This window comes from Microbacterium sp. 4-7 (genome assembly GCF_014332665.1).
GTDB lineage: Bacteria > Actinomycetota > Actinomycetes > Actinomycetales > Microbacteriaceae > Microbacterium.
On the sequence record NZ_MCRH01000003.1, the window covers coordinates 125,218 to 144,473 of the forward strand.

The 19,256-nt window shown below is 66.5% G+C and carries 15 protein-coding genes and 1 riboswitch; of the genes, 14 read left to right on the plus strand and 1 reads right to left on the minus strand.

Annotation, left to right across the window (positions count from 1 at the left end):
• Nucleotides 1-108 precede the first annotated feature (108 nt).
• From BEP68_RS04710 to BEP68_RS04770, 13 genes are all read left to right on the plus strand, one after another.
• Nucleotides 109-1,800 carry an ABC transporter substrate-binding protein gene (locus BEP68_RS04710; protein WP_053095556.1) on the plus strand — a complete coding sequence of 564 codons (1,692 nt, stop codon included), beginning with the start codon at nt 109-111 and terminating at the stop codon, nt 1,798-1,800.
• Between the two features lie 39 nt (nt 1,801-1,839).
• Nucleotides 1,840-2,835 carry an ABC transporter permease gene (locus BEP68_RS04715; protein ID WP_053095557.1) on the plus strand — a complete coding sequence of 332 codons (996 nt, stop codon included), beginning with the start codon at nt 1,840-1,842 and terminating at the stop codon, nt 2,833-2,835.
• Complete coding sequence (locus BEP68_RS04720; RefSeq protein WP_187249380.1) at nt 2,828-3,808, plus strand: ABC transporter permease; 981 nt, start codon at nt 2,828-2,830, stop codon at nt 3,806-3,808. The genes BEP68_RS04715 and BEP68_RS04720 overlap by 8 nt, the downstream gene beginning before the upstream one ends.
• Nucleotides 3,805-4,668 (plus strand): ABC transporter ATP-binding protein, encoded by an 864-nt coding sequence (locus tag BEP68_RS04725; RefSeq protein ID WP_053095559.1) that lies wholly within the window; start codon nt 3,805-3,807, stop codon nt 4,666-4,668. The genes BEP68_RS04720 and BEP68_RS04725 overlap by 4 nt, the downstream gene beginning before the upstream one ends.
• A complete protein-coding gene (locus BEP68_RS04730; RefSeq protein WP_072590993.1) occupies nt 4,665-5,501 on the plus strand; it encodes an ATP-binding cassette domain-containing protein in 837 nt (278 codons plus the stop codon). Before BEP68_RS04725 ends, BEP68_RS04730 begins: the two co-directional genes overlap by 4 nt.
• Nucleotides 5,502-5,628: 127 nt before the next feature.
• Nucleotides 5,629-5,723, plus strand: a riboswitch (glycine riboswitch).
• 155 nt (nt 5,724-5,878) lie between these two features.
• The gene (locus BEP68_RS04735) at nt 5,879-7,063 is read left to right on the plus strand and encodes a glycine cleavage system aminomethyltransferase GcvT (RefSeq protein WP_187249381.1); all 1,185 of its coding nucleotides are present in this window, start codon (nt 5,879-5,881) and stop codon (nt 7,061-7,063) included.
• A complete protein-coding gene (gcvH, locus tag BEP68_RS04740; protein ID WP_187249382.1) occupies nt 7,060-7,437 on the plus strand; it encodes a glycine cleavage system protein GcvH in 378 nt (125 codons plus the stop codon). Before BEP68_RS04735 ends, gcvH begins: the two co-directional genes overlap by 4 nt.
• A gap of 61 nt (nt 7,438-7,498) precedes the next feature.
• Nucleotides 7,499-10,330, plus strand: a complete 2,832-nt coding sequence (gcvP, locus tag BEP68_RS04745) for an aminomethyl-transferring glycine dehydrogenase (protein WP_222839188.1) — start codon at nt 7,499-7,501, stop codon at nt 10,328-10,330.
• Between the two features lie 225 nt (nt 10,331-10,555).
• Entirely contained in the window at nt 10,556-12,193 is a 1,638-nt protein-coding gene (locus BEP68_RS04750; RefSeq protein ID WP_150115049.1) for an ABC transporter substrate-binding protein, read from the plus strand.
• A gap of 101 nt (nt 12,194-12,294) precedes the next feature.
• Complete coding sequence (locus BEP68_RS04755; RefSeq protein ID WP_187249384.1) at nt 12,295-13,221, plus strand: ABC transporter permease; 927 nt, start codon at nt 12,295-12,297, stop codon at nt 13,219-13,221.
• Nucleotides 13,214-14,158: an ABC transporter permease gene (locus tag BEP68_RS04760; RefSeq protein ID WP_053095565.1), complete on the plus strand. Its 945-nt coding sequence runs from the start codon at nt 13,214-13,216 to the stop codon at nt 14,156-14,158. Before BEP68_RS04755 ends, BEP68_RS04760 begins: the two co-directional genes overlap by 8 nt.
• Nucleotides 14,155-15,828, plus strand: a complete 1,674-nt coding sequence (locus tag BEP68_RS04765) for a dipeptide ABC transporter ATP-binding protein (protein WP_053095566.1) — start codon at nt 14,155-14,157, stop codon at nt 15,826-15,828. The genes BEP68_RS04760 and BEP68_RS04765 overlap by 4 nt, the downstream gene beginning before the upstream one ends.
• A 2-nt stretch (nt 15,829-15,830) precedes the next feature.
• Nucleotides 15,831-16,391, plus strand: a complete 561-nt coding sequence (locus BEP68_RS04770) for a PH domain-containing protein (protein WP_187249385.1) — start codon at nt 15,831-15,833, stop codon at nt 16,389-16,391.
• A 14-nt stretch (nt 16,392-16,405) separates the two neighbouring features.
• Here BEP68_RS04770 and BEP68_RS04775 read toward each other — a convergent pair whose 3' ends face one another.
• Nucleotides 16,406-17,191 carry a CPBP family intramembrane glutamic endopeptidase gene (locus tag BEP68_RS04775; RefSeq protein ID WP_232224531.1) on the minus strand — a complete coding sequence of 262 codons (786 nt, stop codon included), beginning with the start codon at nt 17,189-17,191 and terminating at the stop codon, nt 16,406-16,408.
• A gap of 103 nt (nt 17,192-17,294) precedes the next feature.
• Between BEP68_RS04775 and typA the strand changes: the two genes are divergently transcribed.
• Nucleotides 17,295-19,208, plus strand: coding sequence for a translational GTPase TypA (typA, locus tag BEP68_RS04780; protein ID WP_053095568.1), 1,914 nt, complete (start codon nt 17,295-17,297; stop codon nt 19,206-19,208).
• Nucleotides 19,209-19,256: the final 48 nt, after the last annotated feature.

Genomic DNA, 19,256 nt, shown 5'->3' on the forward strand with positions numbered 1-19,256 from the left:
GTTACTGTCCTAACAAATCCCTTTCGGGATCTGTTGCGAACTCCATCCGGAGTTCGACTCCACCCGGAGAAATCCCTCCTGCAGTGCAGCACCGAGAGGAAATACAGAATGATCCGTAACGGAAGGCGCAAGATCGCGCTCACCGCTGTGGCGGGGGCATCCGTCCTCGCCCTGGGCCTGACGGCCTGTGGCGCAGGCGGAGGCAACGAGGGGAGCGGTGGCGATGGCGACCGTGCTCTTCGTGTCTGGGCCGGCAGCCAGACCCCCATCACCGCGAACTACAACCCGTTCGCCCCGACCGTGCTCCACGGTGCACTCGGGCCGATCTACGAGCCGCTGTTCTTCTTCAACAAGACGGCGGATTCCGAGCCCGTCGGTCTGATCGGAGACTCGTACGAATACAACGAGGACGGCACGGTGATCACGATCGCCATCAAGCCCGATCTCAAGTGGAGCGACGGAGAGCCGCTGACCGCCGCCGACGTCGCGTTCTCCTTCACCTACGAGGCCAACAACCCTGAGGGCAACGGTCTCGTCTCGGCGGAGGCTACCGACGACACCACGGTCGTCCTCACGTACACGACCGCGCAGTACACGACCGAGTTCCAGCGCCTCGGTTCGACCTACATCCTCCCCGAGCACGTGTGGGCGGAGGTCACCGACTTCGCGAACTTCGCCAACGAAGAGCCTGTCGGCTCCGGCGCCTACGTGGTCGACAAGACGACGAGCGAGTCGTACACGCTCGTCGCGAACGAGAACTTCCGCGACGCCGACGAGCTCGGAGTCAAGAAGGTCCAGTACATCGCGGTCGACAACAACCAGACCGCACAGGACCTGCTCGCCGCCGGCAAGCTCGACTGGACGGGCATGTTCATCCCGAACCCGGACGACGTCACGGGCAACGGAGCGATCGATTGGATCAACACGCCGCAGGACCCGACCGTCCTGTACACGTGCTCGAACGCCGAGCTCGGCTGCACGGGTCCCCAGACCGACGTCGCGGTTCGACAGGCGCTCAACGTCGCGATCGACCGCGCGGCCATCAAGGACAAGGCGTTCGTCGGTCTGACCGGCGACATCTCGCCGACCTTCGCGCTGCTGCCCCGTGACGAGAAGTGGGTCGCGGACTCCGCCAACGAGATCAGCCCCCAGGAGGCGAACGCCGACGAGGCTGGCGAGATCCTCGAGGCCGCCGGCTACACGAAGGACGGCGACTTCTACGCGAAGGACGGCGTGCCGCTCGAGCTCAGCCTGATCTCGGTCGACGGCTGGACCGACTACAACGATGCGGCGAAGCTGATCGCCGAGCAGGCAGAGGCTGCCGGCATCAAGATCACGGCATCCACGGTGCAGTGGCAGGAATTCTCGGACGCCCGTCAGGGCGGTGACTTCCAGCTGATCGTCGGCGGTGTGGTCGGAACCTCGGTGGCCGACCCGTTCCAGATCTACCGCGACTGGTTCGGCGGCACGACCGTCGGTTCGACCGCAGCGGTGGGCTCGGAGGTGCCCGCGGGGCGTTGGAACTTCAGCCGATACAGCAACCCCGTCGTCGACACGGCCGTCCAGGCCGCGATCAGCACGAACGACGAGGCAGAGAAGAAGGAGCTGTACGGCACGATCCAGACCGAGATCGTCCGTGATCTGCCCTACATCCCGCTCGTGATCAACGCGACGCAGACCTTCTACAACACGAAGGACTTCACGGGATGGCCGACGGAGGAGGACCTCTACGCCTTCCCGCCGTCCTGGGGTGCGATCGCGGCGGGCTACGTCCTGACGCAGCTCGAGCCGGCGAACTAAGCACATGGAGTCGGGGGAGCAGGAAGCACGGTCAGTGACATGAAGTTCTATGCACGAAGAATCGGGTTCTACGCGTTCACGCTATGGGCCGCGATCTCACTCAACTTCCTGCTTCCCCGGCTCATGCCGGGGAACCCGGCGGACATCATGATCGCCAAGATGCAGCGAGCGGGCGGCGAGGTCTCCGAGACCACGATCCGCAACATCAAGCTGCTTCTCGGCGGTGATGACTCGTCCCTCTGGGATCAGTACATCGCGTACTGGGGGCGCATGTTCCAGGGCGACCTGGGCATCTCCGTCACCAAGTTCCCCGCGCCGGTGAGCGAGCTGATCGGGCAGGCGCTGCCCTGGACGCTCATCCTCGTCGGCACGGTGACCGTGATCTCCTTCATCCTCGGCGTCGTCCTCGGCGCCTGGGCGGGATGGAAGCGCGGAACGTGGGTCGACCACCTCATCCCGGCGACCACCGTGCTGCAGTCCATCCCGTACTTCTGGATGGCGCTGCTGCTCGTCTCGGTGTTCGCGGTCGGGCTCGGCTGGTTCCCGATCTTCGGCGGCTACGACGTGTTCGACTTCCCGGACGGTCCCGAGCCGACCTGGGCGTTCTTCATGGATGCGCTCTCGCACGCCATCCTGCCCGCACTGACGATCGTGATCTCGTCGGTGGGCGGCTGGATGTTCGGGATGCGCAACATGATGGTGCAGACCATGGCCGAGGACTACGTGCTCACGGCCGAGGCCAAGGGGCTCCGTCCGCGTCGCATCATGACGACGTACGCCGCCCGCAATGCCGCGATCCCGTCGATCGCCGGCTTCTCGATCACCCTGGGATTCGTTGTCGCCGGCTCCATCGTCATGGAGCAGGTCTTCACCTACCCGGGCATCGGGAAGCTGATGTTCCAGGCGGTCACGAACAACGACTACGCGCTGATGCAGGGACTCTTCCTCGTCATCACGATCACGGTGCTCGCCGCCAACTTCATCATGGACCTCGTCTATGGCTTCATCGACCCGAGGGCTCGCCAGAATGTCTGACACCGAGAACACAGTGCTGATCACGAAGGATCAGCCCATGACCCAGCCTGCGAGCACGATCTCTCTCGCCACCCAGCGGGGCCGCAGACGCCGCCGCGTCCTTCCCACCTCATCGACGAAATTCATCATCGGCGCGAGCATCGTGATCGCGATCGTGCTGTTCGCGATCATCGCGCCGATCTTCTCGCAGGACCCTCGAAGCACCGACAACCCCGCACTGATCCCGCCCTCGCCGGAGCACTGGTTGGGCACCACCAAGCTCGGCAACGACATGTTCGCCCAGCTCGCCATCGGCGCCCAGGGCTCGCTCCTCGTGGGCGTGGTAGCGGGCGGAATCGCCATCATCCTGTCGCTTGTCTTCGGAGTCCTCGCGGGGTACCTCGGCGGATGGCGCGAGGACACCCTGGCGCTGCTGACCAACGTGATGATCGTGATCCCCGGCCTGCCGCTGGTGATGGTGATCTCCTCCTTCGTCCCGCAGCGCAGCTGGCAGCTCGTCGCGTTCGTGCTCGGCATCACGTCCTGGGCCGGTGCCGCCTACGTGCTCAGGCTGCAGACCCGATCTCTGCGCACGCGTGACTACGTCTACGCGTCCAAGGTCGCGGGAGAGCGATCCTTCCGCGTCATCCTGGTCGAGATCATGCCGAACCTGCTGCCGTTGCTCACCGCGCAGTTCCTGTTCGCGATCATCTTCGCGATCCTCGGCGAGGCCGGTCTCTCGTACCTTGGTCTCGGCCCCAACTCCTCCATCACCTGGGGGACGATCCTCAACGACGCGCAGTCAGGGCAGGCGCTCGGACGAGGCGCCTGGTGGTGGTTCGTCCCACCGGGAATCATGATCGCCATGCTCGGCGCCGGACTCTCGCTCATCAACTTCGCGATCGACGAGGTCATCAACCCCAAGCTCCGCAATGCACCCGACGCCGCTCGGCGCGTGCGCAAGGCGGCCAAGACGAAGGGGGTCGCCGCATGAGCGCTCCGGATGCCGTGCTGACCGCACGGGACGTGTCGATCGAGTACGAGGTGGATCCGCCCGTGAAGGCGGTCCGCAACGTCTCTCTCACACTCAACCGAGGCGAGATCCTCGGCCTCGCCGGTGAATCCGGCTGCGGCAAGACGACGCTCGCCTACGGCATGAATCGGCTGCTCAAGGCTCCTGCGCTCATGACCAGCGGCGAGATCGTGTTCCATGACCGCGACGGCCACGACATCGACATCGTCGCTCTCGACGGCGATGGGCTGCGGGCCTTCCGCTGGGACAAGATCTCGATGGTGTTCCAGGGTGCGATGAACTCGCTCAATCCGGTCATCAGCGTCAAGGCGCAGATCTTCGACATCTTCGAGACCCATCGCCCCGGCATGTCCAAGAAGGACAAGCAGGCGCGGGCCGAAGAGCTGCTGACCCTGGTCGGGGTCGACCCGTCGAGACTGACGAGCTTCCCCCATGAGCTGTCCGGTGGCATGCGTCAGCGCATGATGATCGCGATGGCGCTCGCGCTGGACCCTCAGGTGATGATCATGGACGAGCCGACCACGGCGCTCGACGTGGTCGTGCAGCGCGGGATCATCCGCGAGATCATGCGGTTGCGTGAGCGGCTGGGCTTCGCGGTGATCTTCATCACGCACGACCTGCCCATGCTGATCGAGATCAGCGACCGCATCGCCGTGATGCTGCAGGGGCAGATCGTCGAGGAGGGCACCGCGGAGGAGATCTACCGCACGCCCCAGCACGAATACACCAAGAAGCTCCTGTCGAGCTTCCCGAGTCTGACCGGCGAGCGCGGAGATTTCGTCCGCACCGGCAACCAGCCCAGTCAGGAGGAGGTCCGATGAGTGCTCCCACCCTCGAAGCCCGCAACCTGGTGAAGGACTTCACGCTGCGATCCGGCCTCAAGACGTCGGTCCTGCACGCGGTGAAGGACGTCTCGTTCACCATCGAAGCGGGGAAGACGGTCGCTCTCGTCGGCGAATCCGGGTCGGGCAAGTCGACGATCGCCCGGATGCTGATGAAGCTCGAGACGCCGACGGGCGGGCAGATCCTGCTCGACGGCAAGGACTCGGGCATGCGAGGCCGCGCCGTGGAGGACTACCGCTCCCAGGTGCAGATGGTCTTCCAGGACCCCTTCGCGTCACTCAACCCGTTCCACACGATCATCCATCACCTGGAGCGGCCGATCCGGCTCCACCACCCCAAGCTGTCTGGCTCCCAGGTGCGGGCGCGGGCGATCGAGCTGCTCGAGCGCGTGCGGCTGTCGCCCGGCGAGAGCTTCGCCGAACGTCGCCCGCATGAGCTGTCCGGTGGCCAGCGGCAGCGCGTGGCGATCGCTCGTGCGCTCGCCCCGGGAGCGCGGTTCATCGTCGCGGATGAGCCGGTCTCGATGCTCGATGTCTCGATCCGACTGGGAGTGCTCAACCTGCTGGCAGATCTGCAGCGGGAGGAGAACCTCGGCGTGCTCTACATCACGCACGATCTCGCGACGGCACGTCACTTCAGCGACGAGATCATGGTGCTCTACAAGGGCGATGTCGTCGAGCGCGGCCCCGCCGACGAAGTCATCCTCAATCCGCAGCACGAGTACACCAGGACATTGCTGGGCGCCGCGCCCGAGCCCGAGAACCTCGGGCGTCTGAGAGACGAGGTCAGAGCCGAGCTGGCGGGTCGCTGACCTCCAGTGCATGACGCCGCGCTCGCCTGGCGCCCCACCTTCGGGGCGTCGGGGGAGCGCGGCTTTCTGCGGCCTGTGCCGACGACGTCGACCCGCTAGACTGAGGCCACAAGTGAAGACAGGCCGAATGACCCACGCGGGAGAGCCCCGGCGAATGCAGCCGGGCACCGAAGGAGCAAGCCTCCCCGCCAATCTCTCAGGTACGCGTACCGCGCGGTTCCGGCCACTCTGAAAAGCGATCTCGAGCGACGCCGCGTCAGCTCGGATCCGCCGACGGTGAAAGCCCAGTCTCTGGGCGAAGCTCTCAGGCTCATGACAGAGGGGGAGTTCCCAGGAGCAGCGTCGCTGTTCCGCCCGATCCAGCCCGGGAGAACTCCATGTCCGACCCCCGCTACACCCCGCTGCGTGAGCGCCACGAGGCGCTCGGTGCATCGTTCACCGACTTCGGCGGTTGGCAGATGCCGGTGCGATACACGTCCGACCTCGCCGAGCACCACGCCGTGCGGCAGGCGGCCGGCATCTTCGACATCTCCCATATGGCGGAGTTCCTCGTCACCGGCGACTTCGCCGGGGAGTTCCTCGACTACTCGCTCGCGGGCCGGCTGTCGGCGATGGCGGTCGGCAAGGCGAAGTACTCCCTGATGCTCGCCGACGACGGCGGGATCATCGACGACGTCATCGTCTACCGGCTCGCAGACGACCGCTTCCTGGTGATCGCGAACGCGGGGAACCGCGGATTCGTCGACGCGGCGTTCGCATCGCGCGTCCGTTCGTTCCCATCGCGGATCGAACGCGAGATGCCCGCCAGGGCCGAGGGAGAGGACCGCAGCTTCGCGGGTTTCATCGGCGACAGGGGCGTGGACGTCGAAGACGTCTCCGACGACTATGCCCTGCTCGCGGTCCAGGGCCCCGCCTCCGAGGCGATCGTCTCGTCGACGCCGGGCATCACCGATCTCGGCACCCCATGGGCGGAGCAGAAGTACTACGCCTGGGCCGATGCGCTGTTCCAGGGTGCACCGCTGCTGCTCGCCCGCACGGGCTACACGGGTGAGGACGGATTCGAGCTTCTGGTGAGAGCCGCCGACGCACCCGCCCTGTGGGACGCCCTCGTCGAGGCGGGTGAGCCGCACGGGCTCGTCCCCGCGGGCCTCGCCGCGCGCGACACCCTCCGGCTCGAAGCGGGGATGCCTCTCTACGGTCACGAGCTCTCGCGCGAGACGAAGCCGTCTCAGGCCGGTCTCGGCCGAGTGGTGGTGTCCGACAAAGACGACTTCATCGGCAAGGGAGCGGTGCATGCCGCATCCGACGCTCCGGTGCTCGTCGGCCTGGTGGCCGAGGGCAAGCGTGCCGGACGCGCGGGCTACTCGGTGGTCGACGCGGACGGCATCGTGCTGGGCGAGGTCACCAGCGGTGCACTGAGCCCGACGCTCGGCCACCCGATCGCGATGGCCTACGTGGCACCTTCTTCCGCTGCCGCGGGAACCGCAGTATTCCTTGATGTGCGGGGGACCAGGATCCCCGCGACCGTGACCGCCCTGCCTTTCTACCGGAGGACCAAATGACCGATCTCAACGCACTCAGCTATACCGACGAGCACGAGTGGATCGCCGCTGACGGTGACACCGTGACCATCGGGATCACCGACTACGCGGCCGACAAGCTGGGAGACGTCGTGTTCGTCGAACTCCCCGCCGTCGGCAGCGAGATCACCGCAGGGTCGGTCGTCGGTGAGATCGAGTCGACCAAGTCGGTCGGCGAACTCTACGCCCCGGTCACCGGCACGGTCGTCGAGATCAACGACGCCGTCGTCGACGACCCGTCGCTCGTGAACGCCGAGCCGTTCGACGGAGGCTGGCTCATCAAGGTCTCCGTCGCCACCGGTGCGCTCGAGGGCCTGATGGACCGCGACGCGTACGTCGCTCTCACGGAGGGCTGATCGTCCAGTGGTCTCTTTCGCCGATCGTCATATCGGAACCACCGCCGCCGCCCAGCGCCAGATGCTCGACACGCTGGGCGTCGAGTCGAAGCTCGAGGACTGGAGCCCGGTCGAGGCGCTGATGCGTCAGGCCGTGCCCGCTTCGATCTTCACCCCCGCCTCCACCGAGTCCGTGATCCCGCGCGCAGCGAGCGAGACCGAGGCGCTCGCCGAGCTGCGAGCGCTCGCGTCCCGCAACACGGTGAACCGGCCGATGATCGGTCTCGGGTACTACGGCACGATCACCCCTCAGGTGATCCAGCGCAACGTGCTCGAGAATCCGTCGTGGTACACCGCGTACACGCCGTACCAGCCCGAGATCTCGCAGGGTCGCCTCGAAGCACTCATCAACTTCCAGACGATGGTCGCCGAACTGACCGGCCTGACCACCGCGAACGCGTCGATGCTCGACGAATCGACCGCTGTGGTCGAGGGGATGCTGCTGGCACGCCGCGCGTCGAAGAAGGCGTCGAACGTCTTCGCCGTCGACGCCGACGCGTTCCCGCAGACGAAGGCACTGCTCGAGACCCGTGCCGAGGCCGTGGGCATCGAACTGGTGTCCGTCGACTTCGCGGCGGGCGAGGAGCTGCCCGCCGAGCTGTTCGGCGTCTTCGTGCAGTACCCGGGGGCCTCCGGGCGAGTCTGGAACCCGGCGGCCGTGATCGATGCGGCGCACCTCGCGGGCGGGCTCGCCGTCGTCGCGGCCGACCTCCTCGCGCTCACCCTCATCGCGTCGCCCGGCTCGCTCGGGGCCGATGTCGCGGTCGGGACGACGCAGCGCTTCGGCGTGCCGATCGGCTTCGGAGGCCCGCACGCGGGCTACATGGCTGTGCGCGCAGGGCTCGAACGTCAGCTGCCCGGCCGTCTCGTCGGCGTCTCTGTCGATGCCGACGGCAAGCCGGCGTATCGGCTGTCGCTGCAGACCCGCGAGCAGCACATCCGCCGCGAGAAGGCGACGAGCAACATCTGCACCGCTCAGGTGCTGCTCGCCGTGATGGCGTCGATGTACGCCGTCTACCACGGTCCCGATGGACTGAAGGCGATCGCCCGGGAGGTCGCGGCCAAGACCGCGATGCTGCGCGACTGGCTCGCCGATGCGGGTGCGGACGTCGTCCACGACTCGTTCTTCGACACCCTCCAGGTGCGGGTGCCGGGGCGCGCTGCCGAGTTCGTGGAGCAGGCCCATCACGGTTTCGGCATCCTGCTGCACGCCGCGGATGCCGATACGATCGGCATCTCGATCGACGAGACCACGACGGTCGCCGAGCTCCATCAGGTCGCTCAGGTCTTCGGCGGTGCCCGGGAGCGCGCATTCGGATTCTTCGGCTCCGGTTCGCTGGGCGGCCTCCCCGGCGATCTGCTCCGTCAGGACGAGTACCTCACGCACCCCGTCTTCCACGCGCACCGCAGCGAGACGGCGATGATGCGCTATCTCAAGAGCCTCGCCGATCGTGACTATGCGCTCGACCGCGGCATGATCCCGCTCGGGTCCTGCACGATGAAGCTCAACGCGGCGACCGAGATGGCATCGATCACGTGGCCGGAGTTCGCGGGCATCCACCCGTTCGCGCCGGCATCCGATGTCGCGGGGTATCTCGACATGATCACGCAGCTCGAAGCCTGGCTCGCCGAGGTCACGGGGTACGACGCCGTCTCGCTGCAGCCGAACGCCGGCTCGCAGGGCGAGCTGGCCGGCCTCCTCGCCATCCGCGGATACCACCTCGCGAACGGCGACACGCAGCGCACGGTGTGCCTGATCCCGTCGTCCGCGCACGGCACCAACGCGGCCTCCGCAGTGCTCGCCGGAATGAAGGTCGTCGTCGTGGCGTGCGATGAGCTCGGGAACGTCGACCTCGACGACCTGCGGGCGAAGATCGCGGCGCACGCCGACGAGCTCTCGGCGCTGATGATCACCTACCCGTCGACGCATGGCGTCTACGAGCAGGACGTGGTCGAGATCACGACCGCGGTGCACGACGCCGGCGGCCAGGTGTACGTGGACGGAGCGAACCTCAACGCGCTGCTCGGCTACGCCCGGTTCGGCGATCTCGGCGGCGACGTCTCGCACCTCAACCTGCACAAGACGTTCGCGATCCCGCACGGCGGCGGCGGCCCCGGTGTGGGCCCCGTCGCGGCCAAGGCGCACCTCGCGGCCCACCTGCCGTCGCACCCGCTCGCGCAGCGGGCGGAGCATGCGGGCGGATTCGTCTTCGAAGGCGGCGCGGTGTCGGCGGCACCCTACGGATCTGCGGGCATCCTGCCGATCTCCTGGTCCTATGTGCGGATGATGGGCGCCGACGGCCTCCGTCACGCGACCGCGGCCGCGGTGCTGTCCGCGAACTACATCGCCGCGCGCCTGGGCGAGCACTTCCCCGTGCTGTACGCGGGGGAGGACGGCCGGGTGGCGCACGAGTGCATCCTCGACCTGCGTCCGCTTCGCGAGGAGACCGGGATCACCGTCGACGACGTCGCCAAGCGACTGATCGACTTCGGCTTCCACGCACCGACCATGTCGTTCCCGGTCGCGGGGACTCTGATGGTCGAGCCCACCGAGTCCGAGGACCTCGGCGAGATCGAGCGGTTCATCGAGGCCATGATCATGATCAAGGCCGAAGCGGATGCCGTCGCCGCCGGGCGCTGGCCCGCGGACGACAACCCTCTCGTCAACGCTCCGCACACCGCAGTCTCGCTGATCGCGGGGGAGTGGGAGCACGCCTACAGCCGTGAAGACGCCGCCTATCCGGTGCACGCTCTGGTGGCAGGCAAGTACTGGCCGCCCGTGCGCCGCATCGACCAGGCGTACGGTGACCGCAACCTCGTGTGCGCCTGCCCGCCGATCGAGGCATTCGCCTGAACCGAATCCTGAGGGGTGACGGCGTCGTGTCCATGCGGACACGACGCCGTCACTCGTTTCCGTGCATTTCCGCGTGTTTCGGGGATGTTTCAGTTGGTCACCACTCAGTAACGGTTCATTAGCCGAGAGCGGCGTCCACGAAACCGCGGGTTACAGTCAACTATCCCTACGCGTTCGACGATGAGCGCGCAGTCTGATGAATACCCGTCCACAGGAGGACACAAAGTGAAGCGCAACAAGATCGCCCTTGCGGGCACTGCGCTGTTCGCGATCGGCGCCCTGGCGCTCGCGGGCTGCGCGAGCGGTGGAAGCGGCAATGAAGGCGACGGCGGCTCCGGTGCGAACACCGACGCCGACGCCATCATCACCACGAACGGCTCGGAGCCCGAGAACCCGCTGATCCCCACCAACACCAACGAGGTGGGCGGCGGAAAGATCCTCGACGAGATCTTCGCCGGTCTGATCTACTACGACGCCGACGGCAAGCCCGTCAACGACGTGGCTGAGGAGATCACCACGGAGGACCCGCAGAACCTCACCGTCAAGATCAAGGAAGGCCTGACCTTCACCGACGGTGAAGAAGTCACCGCCGACAACTTCATCAAGGCGTGGAACGAGGGCGCCAAGGCGTCGAACGCTCACCTCTCCAGCTACTTCTTCGAGGACATCGAGGGCTTCAGCTACGACACCGACTCCGAGCTCACGGGTCTCAAGCAGGTCGATGACTACACCTTCACGATCGCGCTGAACAAGCCGGCATCCGACTTCGCTCTGCGTCTCGGCTACTCGGCCTTCTACCCGCTCCCCGACGTCGCGTTCGAGGACATGGAAGCGTTCGGTCAGAACCCGATCGGCAACGGTCCGTACATGATCGACGGCGAAGACGCGTGGCAGCACGACGTCCAGATCGACCTCGTCCGCAACGACGACTACGACGGTGGCCGTCAGGCCGCCAACGGCGGTCTGACCATCAAGTTCTACGCCACGCAGGAGGCCGCATACGCCGACCTGCTGTCGAACGAGGTCGACGTCATCGACGCGATCCCGACGAACTCGCTCCCGGTCTTCACCGACGAGCTCGGCGACCGTGCTGTGAACCAGCCCTCCGCTGTGTTCCAGTCCTTCACCATCGGCCAGTTCCTCCCGCACTTCAGCGGCGAAGAGGGCCAGCTGCGTCGTCAGGCGCTGTCGATGGCGATCAACCGCGAGGAGATCACCGAGACGATCTTCTCGGGCACCCGCACCCCGGCATCCGACTTCACCTCTCCGGTCATCGACGGCTGGTCCGACTCGGTTCCCGGCAGCGAGGTCCTCGACTTCGACCCCGAGAAGGCGAAGGAGCTGTGGGCTGAGGCCGACGCCATCGCACCGTGGGACGGCGAGTTCAAGATCGCGTACAACTCCGACGGCGGCCACGACGCCTGGGTCGACGCGGTGAGCAACAGCATCAAGAACACGCTCGGCATCGAGGCATCGGGTGACCCGTACCCGACCTTCCAGGACCTTCGCACGAAGATCAACGACCGCACCATCACCACGGCTGCGCGCTCGGGCTGGCAGGCCGACTACCCGGGTCTGTACAACTTCCTCGGACCGCTCTACGCCACCGGCGCAGGCTCCAACGACGGTGACTACACGAACCCCGAGTTCGACGAGCTCATCTCCGCCGGCATCAGCAACCCCGACGCCGAGGCTCAGATCGAGGACTTCACCAAGGCGCAGGAGGTCCTGTTCCAGGACCTTCCCGCGATCCCGCTGTGGTACTCGAACGTGACCGGTGGCTTCAGCGAGAACGTCGACAACGTCACGTTCGGCTGGAACTCGGTTCCGCTGTACTACGAGATCACGAAGGCCGGCGAGTAAGTCTGACGGCACTTCACCTGTGAGGCGGTGACGATTCTTCGTCACCGCCTCACAGGCTTGTGTTCACGTAGCTTTCTTTCCCCTCAAGAAGGGACAAGCGGATGCTCGGTTACATTCTGAGACGTCTCCTGCAGGTGATCCCGGTCTTCTTCGGAGCCACCCTGCTCATTTACTTCCTCGTGTTCGCCATGCCCGGCGACCCGATCCTCGCCCTGTTCGGCGACAAGACGCCCAACCCGGCGGTCGTCGAGCAGCTGCGCGCGCAGTACCACCTGGACCAGCCGTTCATCGTGCAGTACTGGTACTACATCACCGGCGTCTTCCAGGGCGACCTGGGCACGACCTACTCGGGCCGCCCGGTCTCGGCTGTGCTCGCCGCCACGCTTCCTGTCACCGGCCGACTCGCAGTCATGGCCATCGCCATCGAGTTCGTGCTCGCCATCGTCATCGGTACCATCTCAGCGCTGCGCAAGGGCAAGCTGTTCGACAACGTCTCGCTCGTCGTGGCGCTGGTCGCGATCGCGATCCCGATCTTCGTGGTGGCGTTCCTCGCGCAGTACTTCCTAGCGATCCAGCTCGGCTGGTTCAAGCCCACGGTGGGTGCGGACAACGACTGGGGCGGGTTGTGGCTGCCGGCGATCGTGCTCGGTTTCAGCCTCTATGCGGTGAGCATGCGTCTCATGCGCAGCTCGGTCATCGAGACCCTGAACCAGGACTGGGTGCGCACGGCGTACAGCAAGGGGCTCTCGCGCAACCGCGTGGTGCCCGTGCACGTGCTGCGCAACTCCCTGATCCCGGTGATCACGAACTCCGCCACGAACTTCGGCGTGCTGCTCGTGGGCGCCACCGTCACCGAGGGCATCTTCAACGTCCCCGGTGTGGGAAACACGCTCTTCCAGGCGATCCAGCGCGGCGAGGGACCCACGGTCGTCTCGTTCGTGACCGTGTTCGTCATCCTGTACGTGTTGGTGAACCTTCTCATCGACCTGCTCTACGGTCTGCTCGACCCGAGGATTCGCTATGCCTGATCCCACATCTCAGAAGCACTACGTCGCTCCGATCGAGACGGAGTCGATCGCGGTCGACGCCGTTCGGATCTCGGACAAGCCCAGCAACCTCTGGCGTGACGCCTGGTTCGACCTGCGTCGTCGTCCGCTGTTCTGGTTCTCGGTCGTCCTCGCGCTGTTCTTCCTCGTGATGGCGCTGTGGCCGACTCTGTTCACCGCGACGCCGCCGAACAACGACTGCCAGCTGTCGAACAGCAACGGCGGTCCGACGGATGGACACCCGCTCGGGTTCACGTTCCAGGGCTGCGACATCTATGCGCGCATCGTCTGGGGCGCGCAGACGTCGCTGGCCGTCGGCCTCATCGCGACGCTGATCTCGTCCGTTCTCGGCCTGATCATGGGAGCTCTCGCGGGCTTCTACGGCGGATGGCTCGACTCGGTGCTCTCGCGCATCGGCGACATCTTCTTCGCCATCCCGTACATCCTCGCGGCCGTCGTCGTGATGACCGTGTTCCGGGATTCCCGTTCGGTGTGGACGCTCGCGTTCGCCATCGGAGCGTTCGCCTGGGCGTCCACGGCTCGCGTCGTGCGGGCCGAGGTGCTCCGCGTGCGTCAGGCGGACTTCGTGATGGCGTCGCAGGCGCTCGGTCAGTCGAAGTTCAAGATCCTCCTGAACCACGTGGTCCCGAACGCCATCGCTCCGCTGCTCGTCGTCTCGACGCTCGGCCTCGCCGCCGCGATCGTCGCGGAAGCGACGCTCTCGTTCCTCGGGGTGGGTCTCGGCAGCGACGTGATGTCGTGGGGAAATGACATCGCGAAGGCTCAGGCATCGCTGCGTGTCGCGCCGATGGCGCTCATCTATCCGTCGATCGCCCTCACCCTCGCGGTGCTGGCGTTCGTCACCCTGGGCGAGCTCATCCGAGACGCCCTCGACCCGAAGGCGAGGGCACGCCGATGAGCGAGCGAATCACCGAGCAGGTCCCGCTGCTGAGCATCCGCGACCTGAGCGTCGCGTTCCGCACGCAGGAGGGTCTGCGCGAAGTGCTCCACGGAGTGAGCTTCGACGTCATGCCCGGAGAGACCGTCGCGATCGTGGGCGAGTCGGGCTCGGGCAAGTCCACGACGGCCACGGCCATCGTGAACCTGCTGCCCGGCACCGGCCAGGTCACCGCGGGATCGATCACCCTCGAGGGGCGAGAGCTCACGACGCTCAACCGTCGCGAGATCGAAGCCGTCCGAGGCCGGGACATCGGCTTCGTGCCGCAGGACCCGATGTCGAACCTCAACCCCGTCTGGAGCATCGGCTTCCAGGTGAAGGAGGCCATCCGTGCGAACGGCATCGCCCAGGGGCGCGATGCGGCCAAGGCGCGCACCGTCGAGGTGCTGCAGCAGGCCGGACTCGCCGACGCCGAGAAGCGTCTGCACCAGTTCCCGCACCAGTTCTCGGGAGGCATGCGCCAGCGCGCGCTGATCGGGATGGGCCTCGCGGCCGACCCCAAGCTGCTCATCGCCGACGAGCCGACCTCGGCTCTCGACGTCACCGTGCAGCGCGTGATCCTCGACCACATGGCGTCGCTCACCCGTGACAAGGGCACCTCGGTGCTCCTGATCACGCACGATCTCGGTCTCGCAGCCGAGCGTGCGGACAAGATCATCGTGATGAACGGCGGCAACATCGTCGAGTCCGGTCCCAGCCGCGAGATCCTCGAGAACCCGCAGCACCCGTACACGAAGCGACTGGTCGCCGCGGCGCCCAGCGTCGCATCGCAGCGCATCCAGGCGGTGGTGGAGGACCGGGGGATCGAGACGCTCGACGACCTCGCCGACATCCCGCCGACGGTGCGCGTCGCCGGACTCACGAAGGACTACCGGATCCGCCAGGGGAACTTCCGCAGTGAAGCGTTCCGCGCTGTCGACGACGTGTCCTTCGAGATCCCTCGCGGCAAGACGCTCGCGCTCGTGGGCGAGTCGGGCTCTGGCAAGTCCACGGTCGCCAAGATGGTGCTGAAGCTCGAAGAGCCGACCAGCGGAACCATCGAGATCGACGGGCAGGATGTGTCGAGGCTGTCGAATGCGCAGGCGTTCGGTCTGCGTCGGCGCATGCAGCCGGTCTTCCAGGACCCGTACGGCTCGCTCGATCCACTGCGCAACATCGGCAACACCATCGCCGAGCCGATGCAGATCCACGGCGTCGGCGATCGCGCCTCGCAGCGCGAGCGGGTCGAGGAGCTGCTCGACCAGGTCTCGCTTCCGCGCGTCCTCGCGACCCGGTATCCGAACGAGCTCTCGGGCGGTCAGCGTCAGCGTGTCGCGATCGCACGCGCTCTCGCGCTCAAGCCCGACATCATCGTCCTCGACGAGGCGGTGTCGGCGCTCGACGTGCTGGTGCAGGATCAGGTGCTGCAGTTGCTGGCCGAGCTCCAGTCGGAGCTCGGGCTCACCTACCTGTTCATCACTCACGACCTCGCGGTCGTCCGAGTGTCGAGCGATCTGGTGTGCGTCATGGAGAAGGGCAAGATCGTCGAGCAGGGCACTGTCGACGAGATCTTCGCGAATCCCCAGCAGGAGTACACCGATCGTCTGCTCAAGGCGATCCCCGGGGCGACCATCACCCTCGGCGGTCACTGAGAGTGAGCATCGACCCTCGACCGGAGGCCGTACGGACTTTCCGTGCGGCCTCCGGGCCTGTCTCCCTCGTGCTGTGCTCGCTGCTCGCGATCTTCCTGCTCGGTGACGCCGTCGTACGCGCCGGCTGGGGCCAGATGCTCCTGCTCGCACCCTGGGTGCTGCTCGGACTCTGGGTGGTCTACGAGATCGCGTTCGTCTCGGTCGTCCGCATCGACGACCAGGGAGCGATGGTGCAGAACATGCTGCGTCGCACCTCGTTCGGCTGGAGCCGCGTGCGCGATGTAGACCTGCGCTGGCAGCTTGTCTTCTCGCTCGACGACGGCACCGACCTGTCGAGCTACGGAGGGCCGGCTCGAGCGCGGCCCGTGCGACGCGCGACCGGCGACGACGAGGCCAAGGCCCCTGTCGCGCTCCGCGACCTCACCGACGTCCGTGACCGCTGGCAGGCTGCTCTCTCCGGTGCGGAAGCGCCGATCCGCCGCACGTGGGACTATCGGGCGCTCATCGCCCTCGGTGTCATCGTGCTCTGGGCCGTGGCGTCGATCCTGATCGCGAACGGCTGACCTCGCCTCGGCTCTCAGCCGGGCAACCCGAACAGCGCCGGCCAGGTCGCCGCAGCCCACGGGTAGCCGACGAACACGGTCGCGTCGATCAGGAAGTGCGCGACGAGGAACGGCATGAGCCGTCCGCTGCGCTGGAACAGCCATCCGAAGAGCAGCCCCATCGCCAGGTTCCCGATGAAGGCTCCCGGCCCCTGGTAGAGGTGGTAGCTCGCGCGCAGCAGCGATGTGGCGACGATGATGGCCCACGGACCCCAGCCGAGCTGCCTGAGCCGGGCGAAGAGATATCCGAGCACGACGAACTCCTCCTGCAGCGATGCGCGCGCTGCAGCGAGGAGAAGCACCGGGATGGTCCACCAGTGGCTGTCGAGCCCCGCGGGATTCACCGCGACGAACAGCCCGAGTGCGCGGCCGGCGAGATACAGCCCGATGCCCGGGATGCCGATGGCTGCCACCAGGAGGATCCCGCGACCGACGTCCGGACCCACCCGGGTGCCGTCGAGACCCAGGCGCGCGAGGTGCGGCCTCGAGGATTGCCAGAGAAGGAAGCACACCAGCAGCACCGGGACGAGGGAGAAGCCGATCGACAGGATCTGGTAGATCAGGTCGAAGATCTCCCGATCGCTCCGGGAGGGGTTCAGGGTCGCGGTCTGGTCGGCGAGCGGCGTCTCGTCGGTGAGGCGGTACGCCAGCTGAACGACCGCATACACCGCTGACTGACCGAGGCCGAGCGCGAGGACGATCGCCACCTCCCACCACAGACGACTGCGTGAGGGAGCGGGGGAGAGGTCGGCGACGGTCACGATCACGATGCTACTTCGAGAGCGCTCAGGAACGACTCGCCCGAATACGATAGTCTGGAACGTCGGCTTCTCGGCAAAACCCCACACTCTTTAGGACATCTGCATGGCGCACGCCCTTCGCTCTGACCTCCGCAACGTCGCAATCGTCGCGCACGTCGACCACGGCAAGACCACTCTCGTCGACGCCATGCTGCGTCAGACCGGCTCGTTCGGCGAACACGCCCACGTCGATGAGCGCGCGATGGACTCGAACGACCTCGAGCGCGAGAAGGGCATCACGATCCTCGCCAAGAACACGGCGATCACCTACAAGGGCAAGCATGCTCAGGGCAAGGAGATCACGATCAACGTGATCGACACCCCCGGCCACGCCGACTTCGGTGGTGAGGTCGAGCGCGGCCTGTCGATGGTCGACGGCGTCGTGCTGCTCGTCGACGCCAGCGAGGGCCCGCTCCCGCAGACCCGTTTCGTGCTGCGCAAGGCTCTCGAGGCCAAGCTGCCCGTCATCCTCCTGGTCAACAAGACCGACCGTCCCGACGCTCGTATCGCCGAGGTCGAGGAAGAGGCCCATGACCTGCTGCTCGGCCTCGCGTCCGACCTCGTCGACGACGTGCCCGACCTCGATGTCGACGCCCTGCTCGACGTTCCCGTCGTCTACGCGTCCGGCCGTGCCGGCGCGGCCTCGCAGAACCGCCCCGCCGACGGATCGCTGCCCGACAACGACGACCTCGAGCCGCTGTTCGAGGCGATCCTCGAGCACGTCCCCGCTCCCGCCTACGACGACGAGCACCCGCTGCAGGCCTGGGTCACCAACCTCGACTCCAGCCCCTTCCTCGGTCGTCTCGCTCTGCTGCGCGTCTTCAACGGCACGCTGAAGAAGGGCCAGACGGTCGCCTGGGTCCGCGCTGACGGCACGCACCAGAACGCACGCATCACCGAGCTGCTCAAGACGCGGGCGCTCGAGCGCTACCCGGCCGATTCGGCGGGCCCGGGCGACATCGTCGCCATCGCCGGCTTCGAGAACATCACGATCGGCGAGACGATCGCCGACCCCGAGGATGTCCGGCCGCTTCCCGCGATCACCGTCGACGACCCGGCCATCTCGATGACGATCGGCACCAACACCTCGCCGCTCATGGGCAAGGTCAAGGGTCACAAGCTCACCGCTCGCATGGTCAAGGACCGTCTCGACAAGGAGCTGATCGGCAACGTCTCGCTCAAGGTCGTCGACATCGGACGCCCGGACGCCTGGGAGGTGCAGGGCCGCGGAGAGCTGGCGCTGGCCATCCTCGTCGAGAACATGCGCCGTGAGGGCTTCGAGCTCACCGTCGGCAAGCCGCAGGTGGTCACGAAGAAGATCGACGGCAAGACGTACGAGCCGTTCGAGCACCTCACGATCGACACGCCGGAGGAGCACCTCGGCGCGATCACGCAGCTTCTGGCGAACCGCAAGGGCCGCATGGAGAACATGACGAACCACGGCACCGGCTGGGTGCGCATGGAGTTCATCGTCCCGTCGCGCGGTCTCATCGGGTTCCGCAGCGAGTTCCTCACGACGACCCGAGGCACCGGCATCGCGAACGCGATCTCGCACGGCTACGAGCCGTGGGCCGGTTCCATCACGACCCGTCAGAACGGCTCGATCGTGGCCGACCGTCAGGGCGTCGTGACTCCGTTCGCGATGATCGCCCTGCAGGAGCGCATGTCGTTCTTCGTGCAGCCCACGCAGGAGGTCTACGAGGGCATGGTCATCGGCGAGAACTCCCGCGCCGACGACATGGACGTCAACATCACGAAGGAGAAGAAGCTCACCAACATGCGTGCGGCGAGCTCCGACACCTTCGAGTCGATGACGCCCCCGCGCCAGCTGACGCTCGAGGAGAGCCTCGAGTTCGCCCGTGACGACGAATGCGTCGAGGTCACGCCCGAGGTCGTCCGCATCCGCAAGGTGAACCTCGACGCGAACACTCGTGCGCGTGAGACCGCTCGCCTGAAGCGCCAGGACGCGAACGTCTGAGAATCGTCTGAGAGAAGGGGCCCTGTACCGCCGGAAACGGCGGTACAG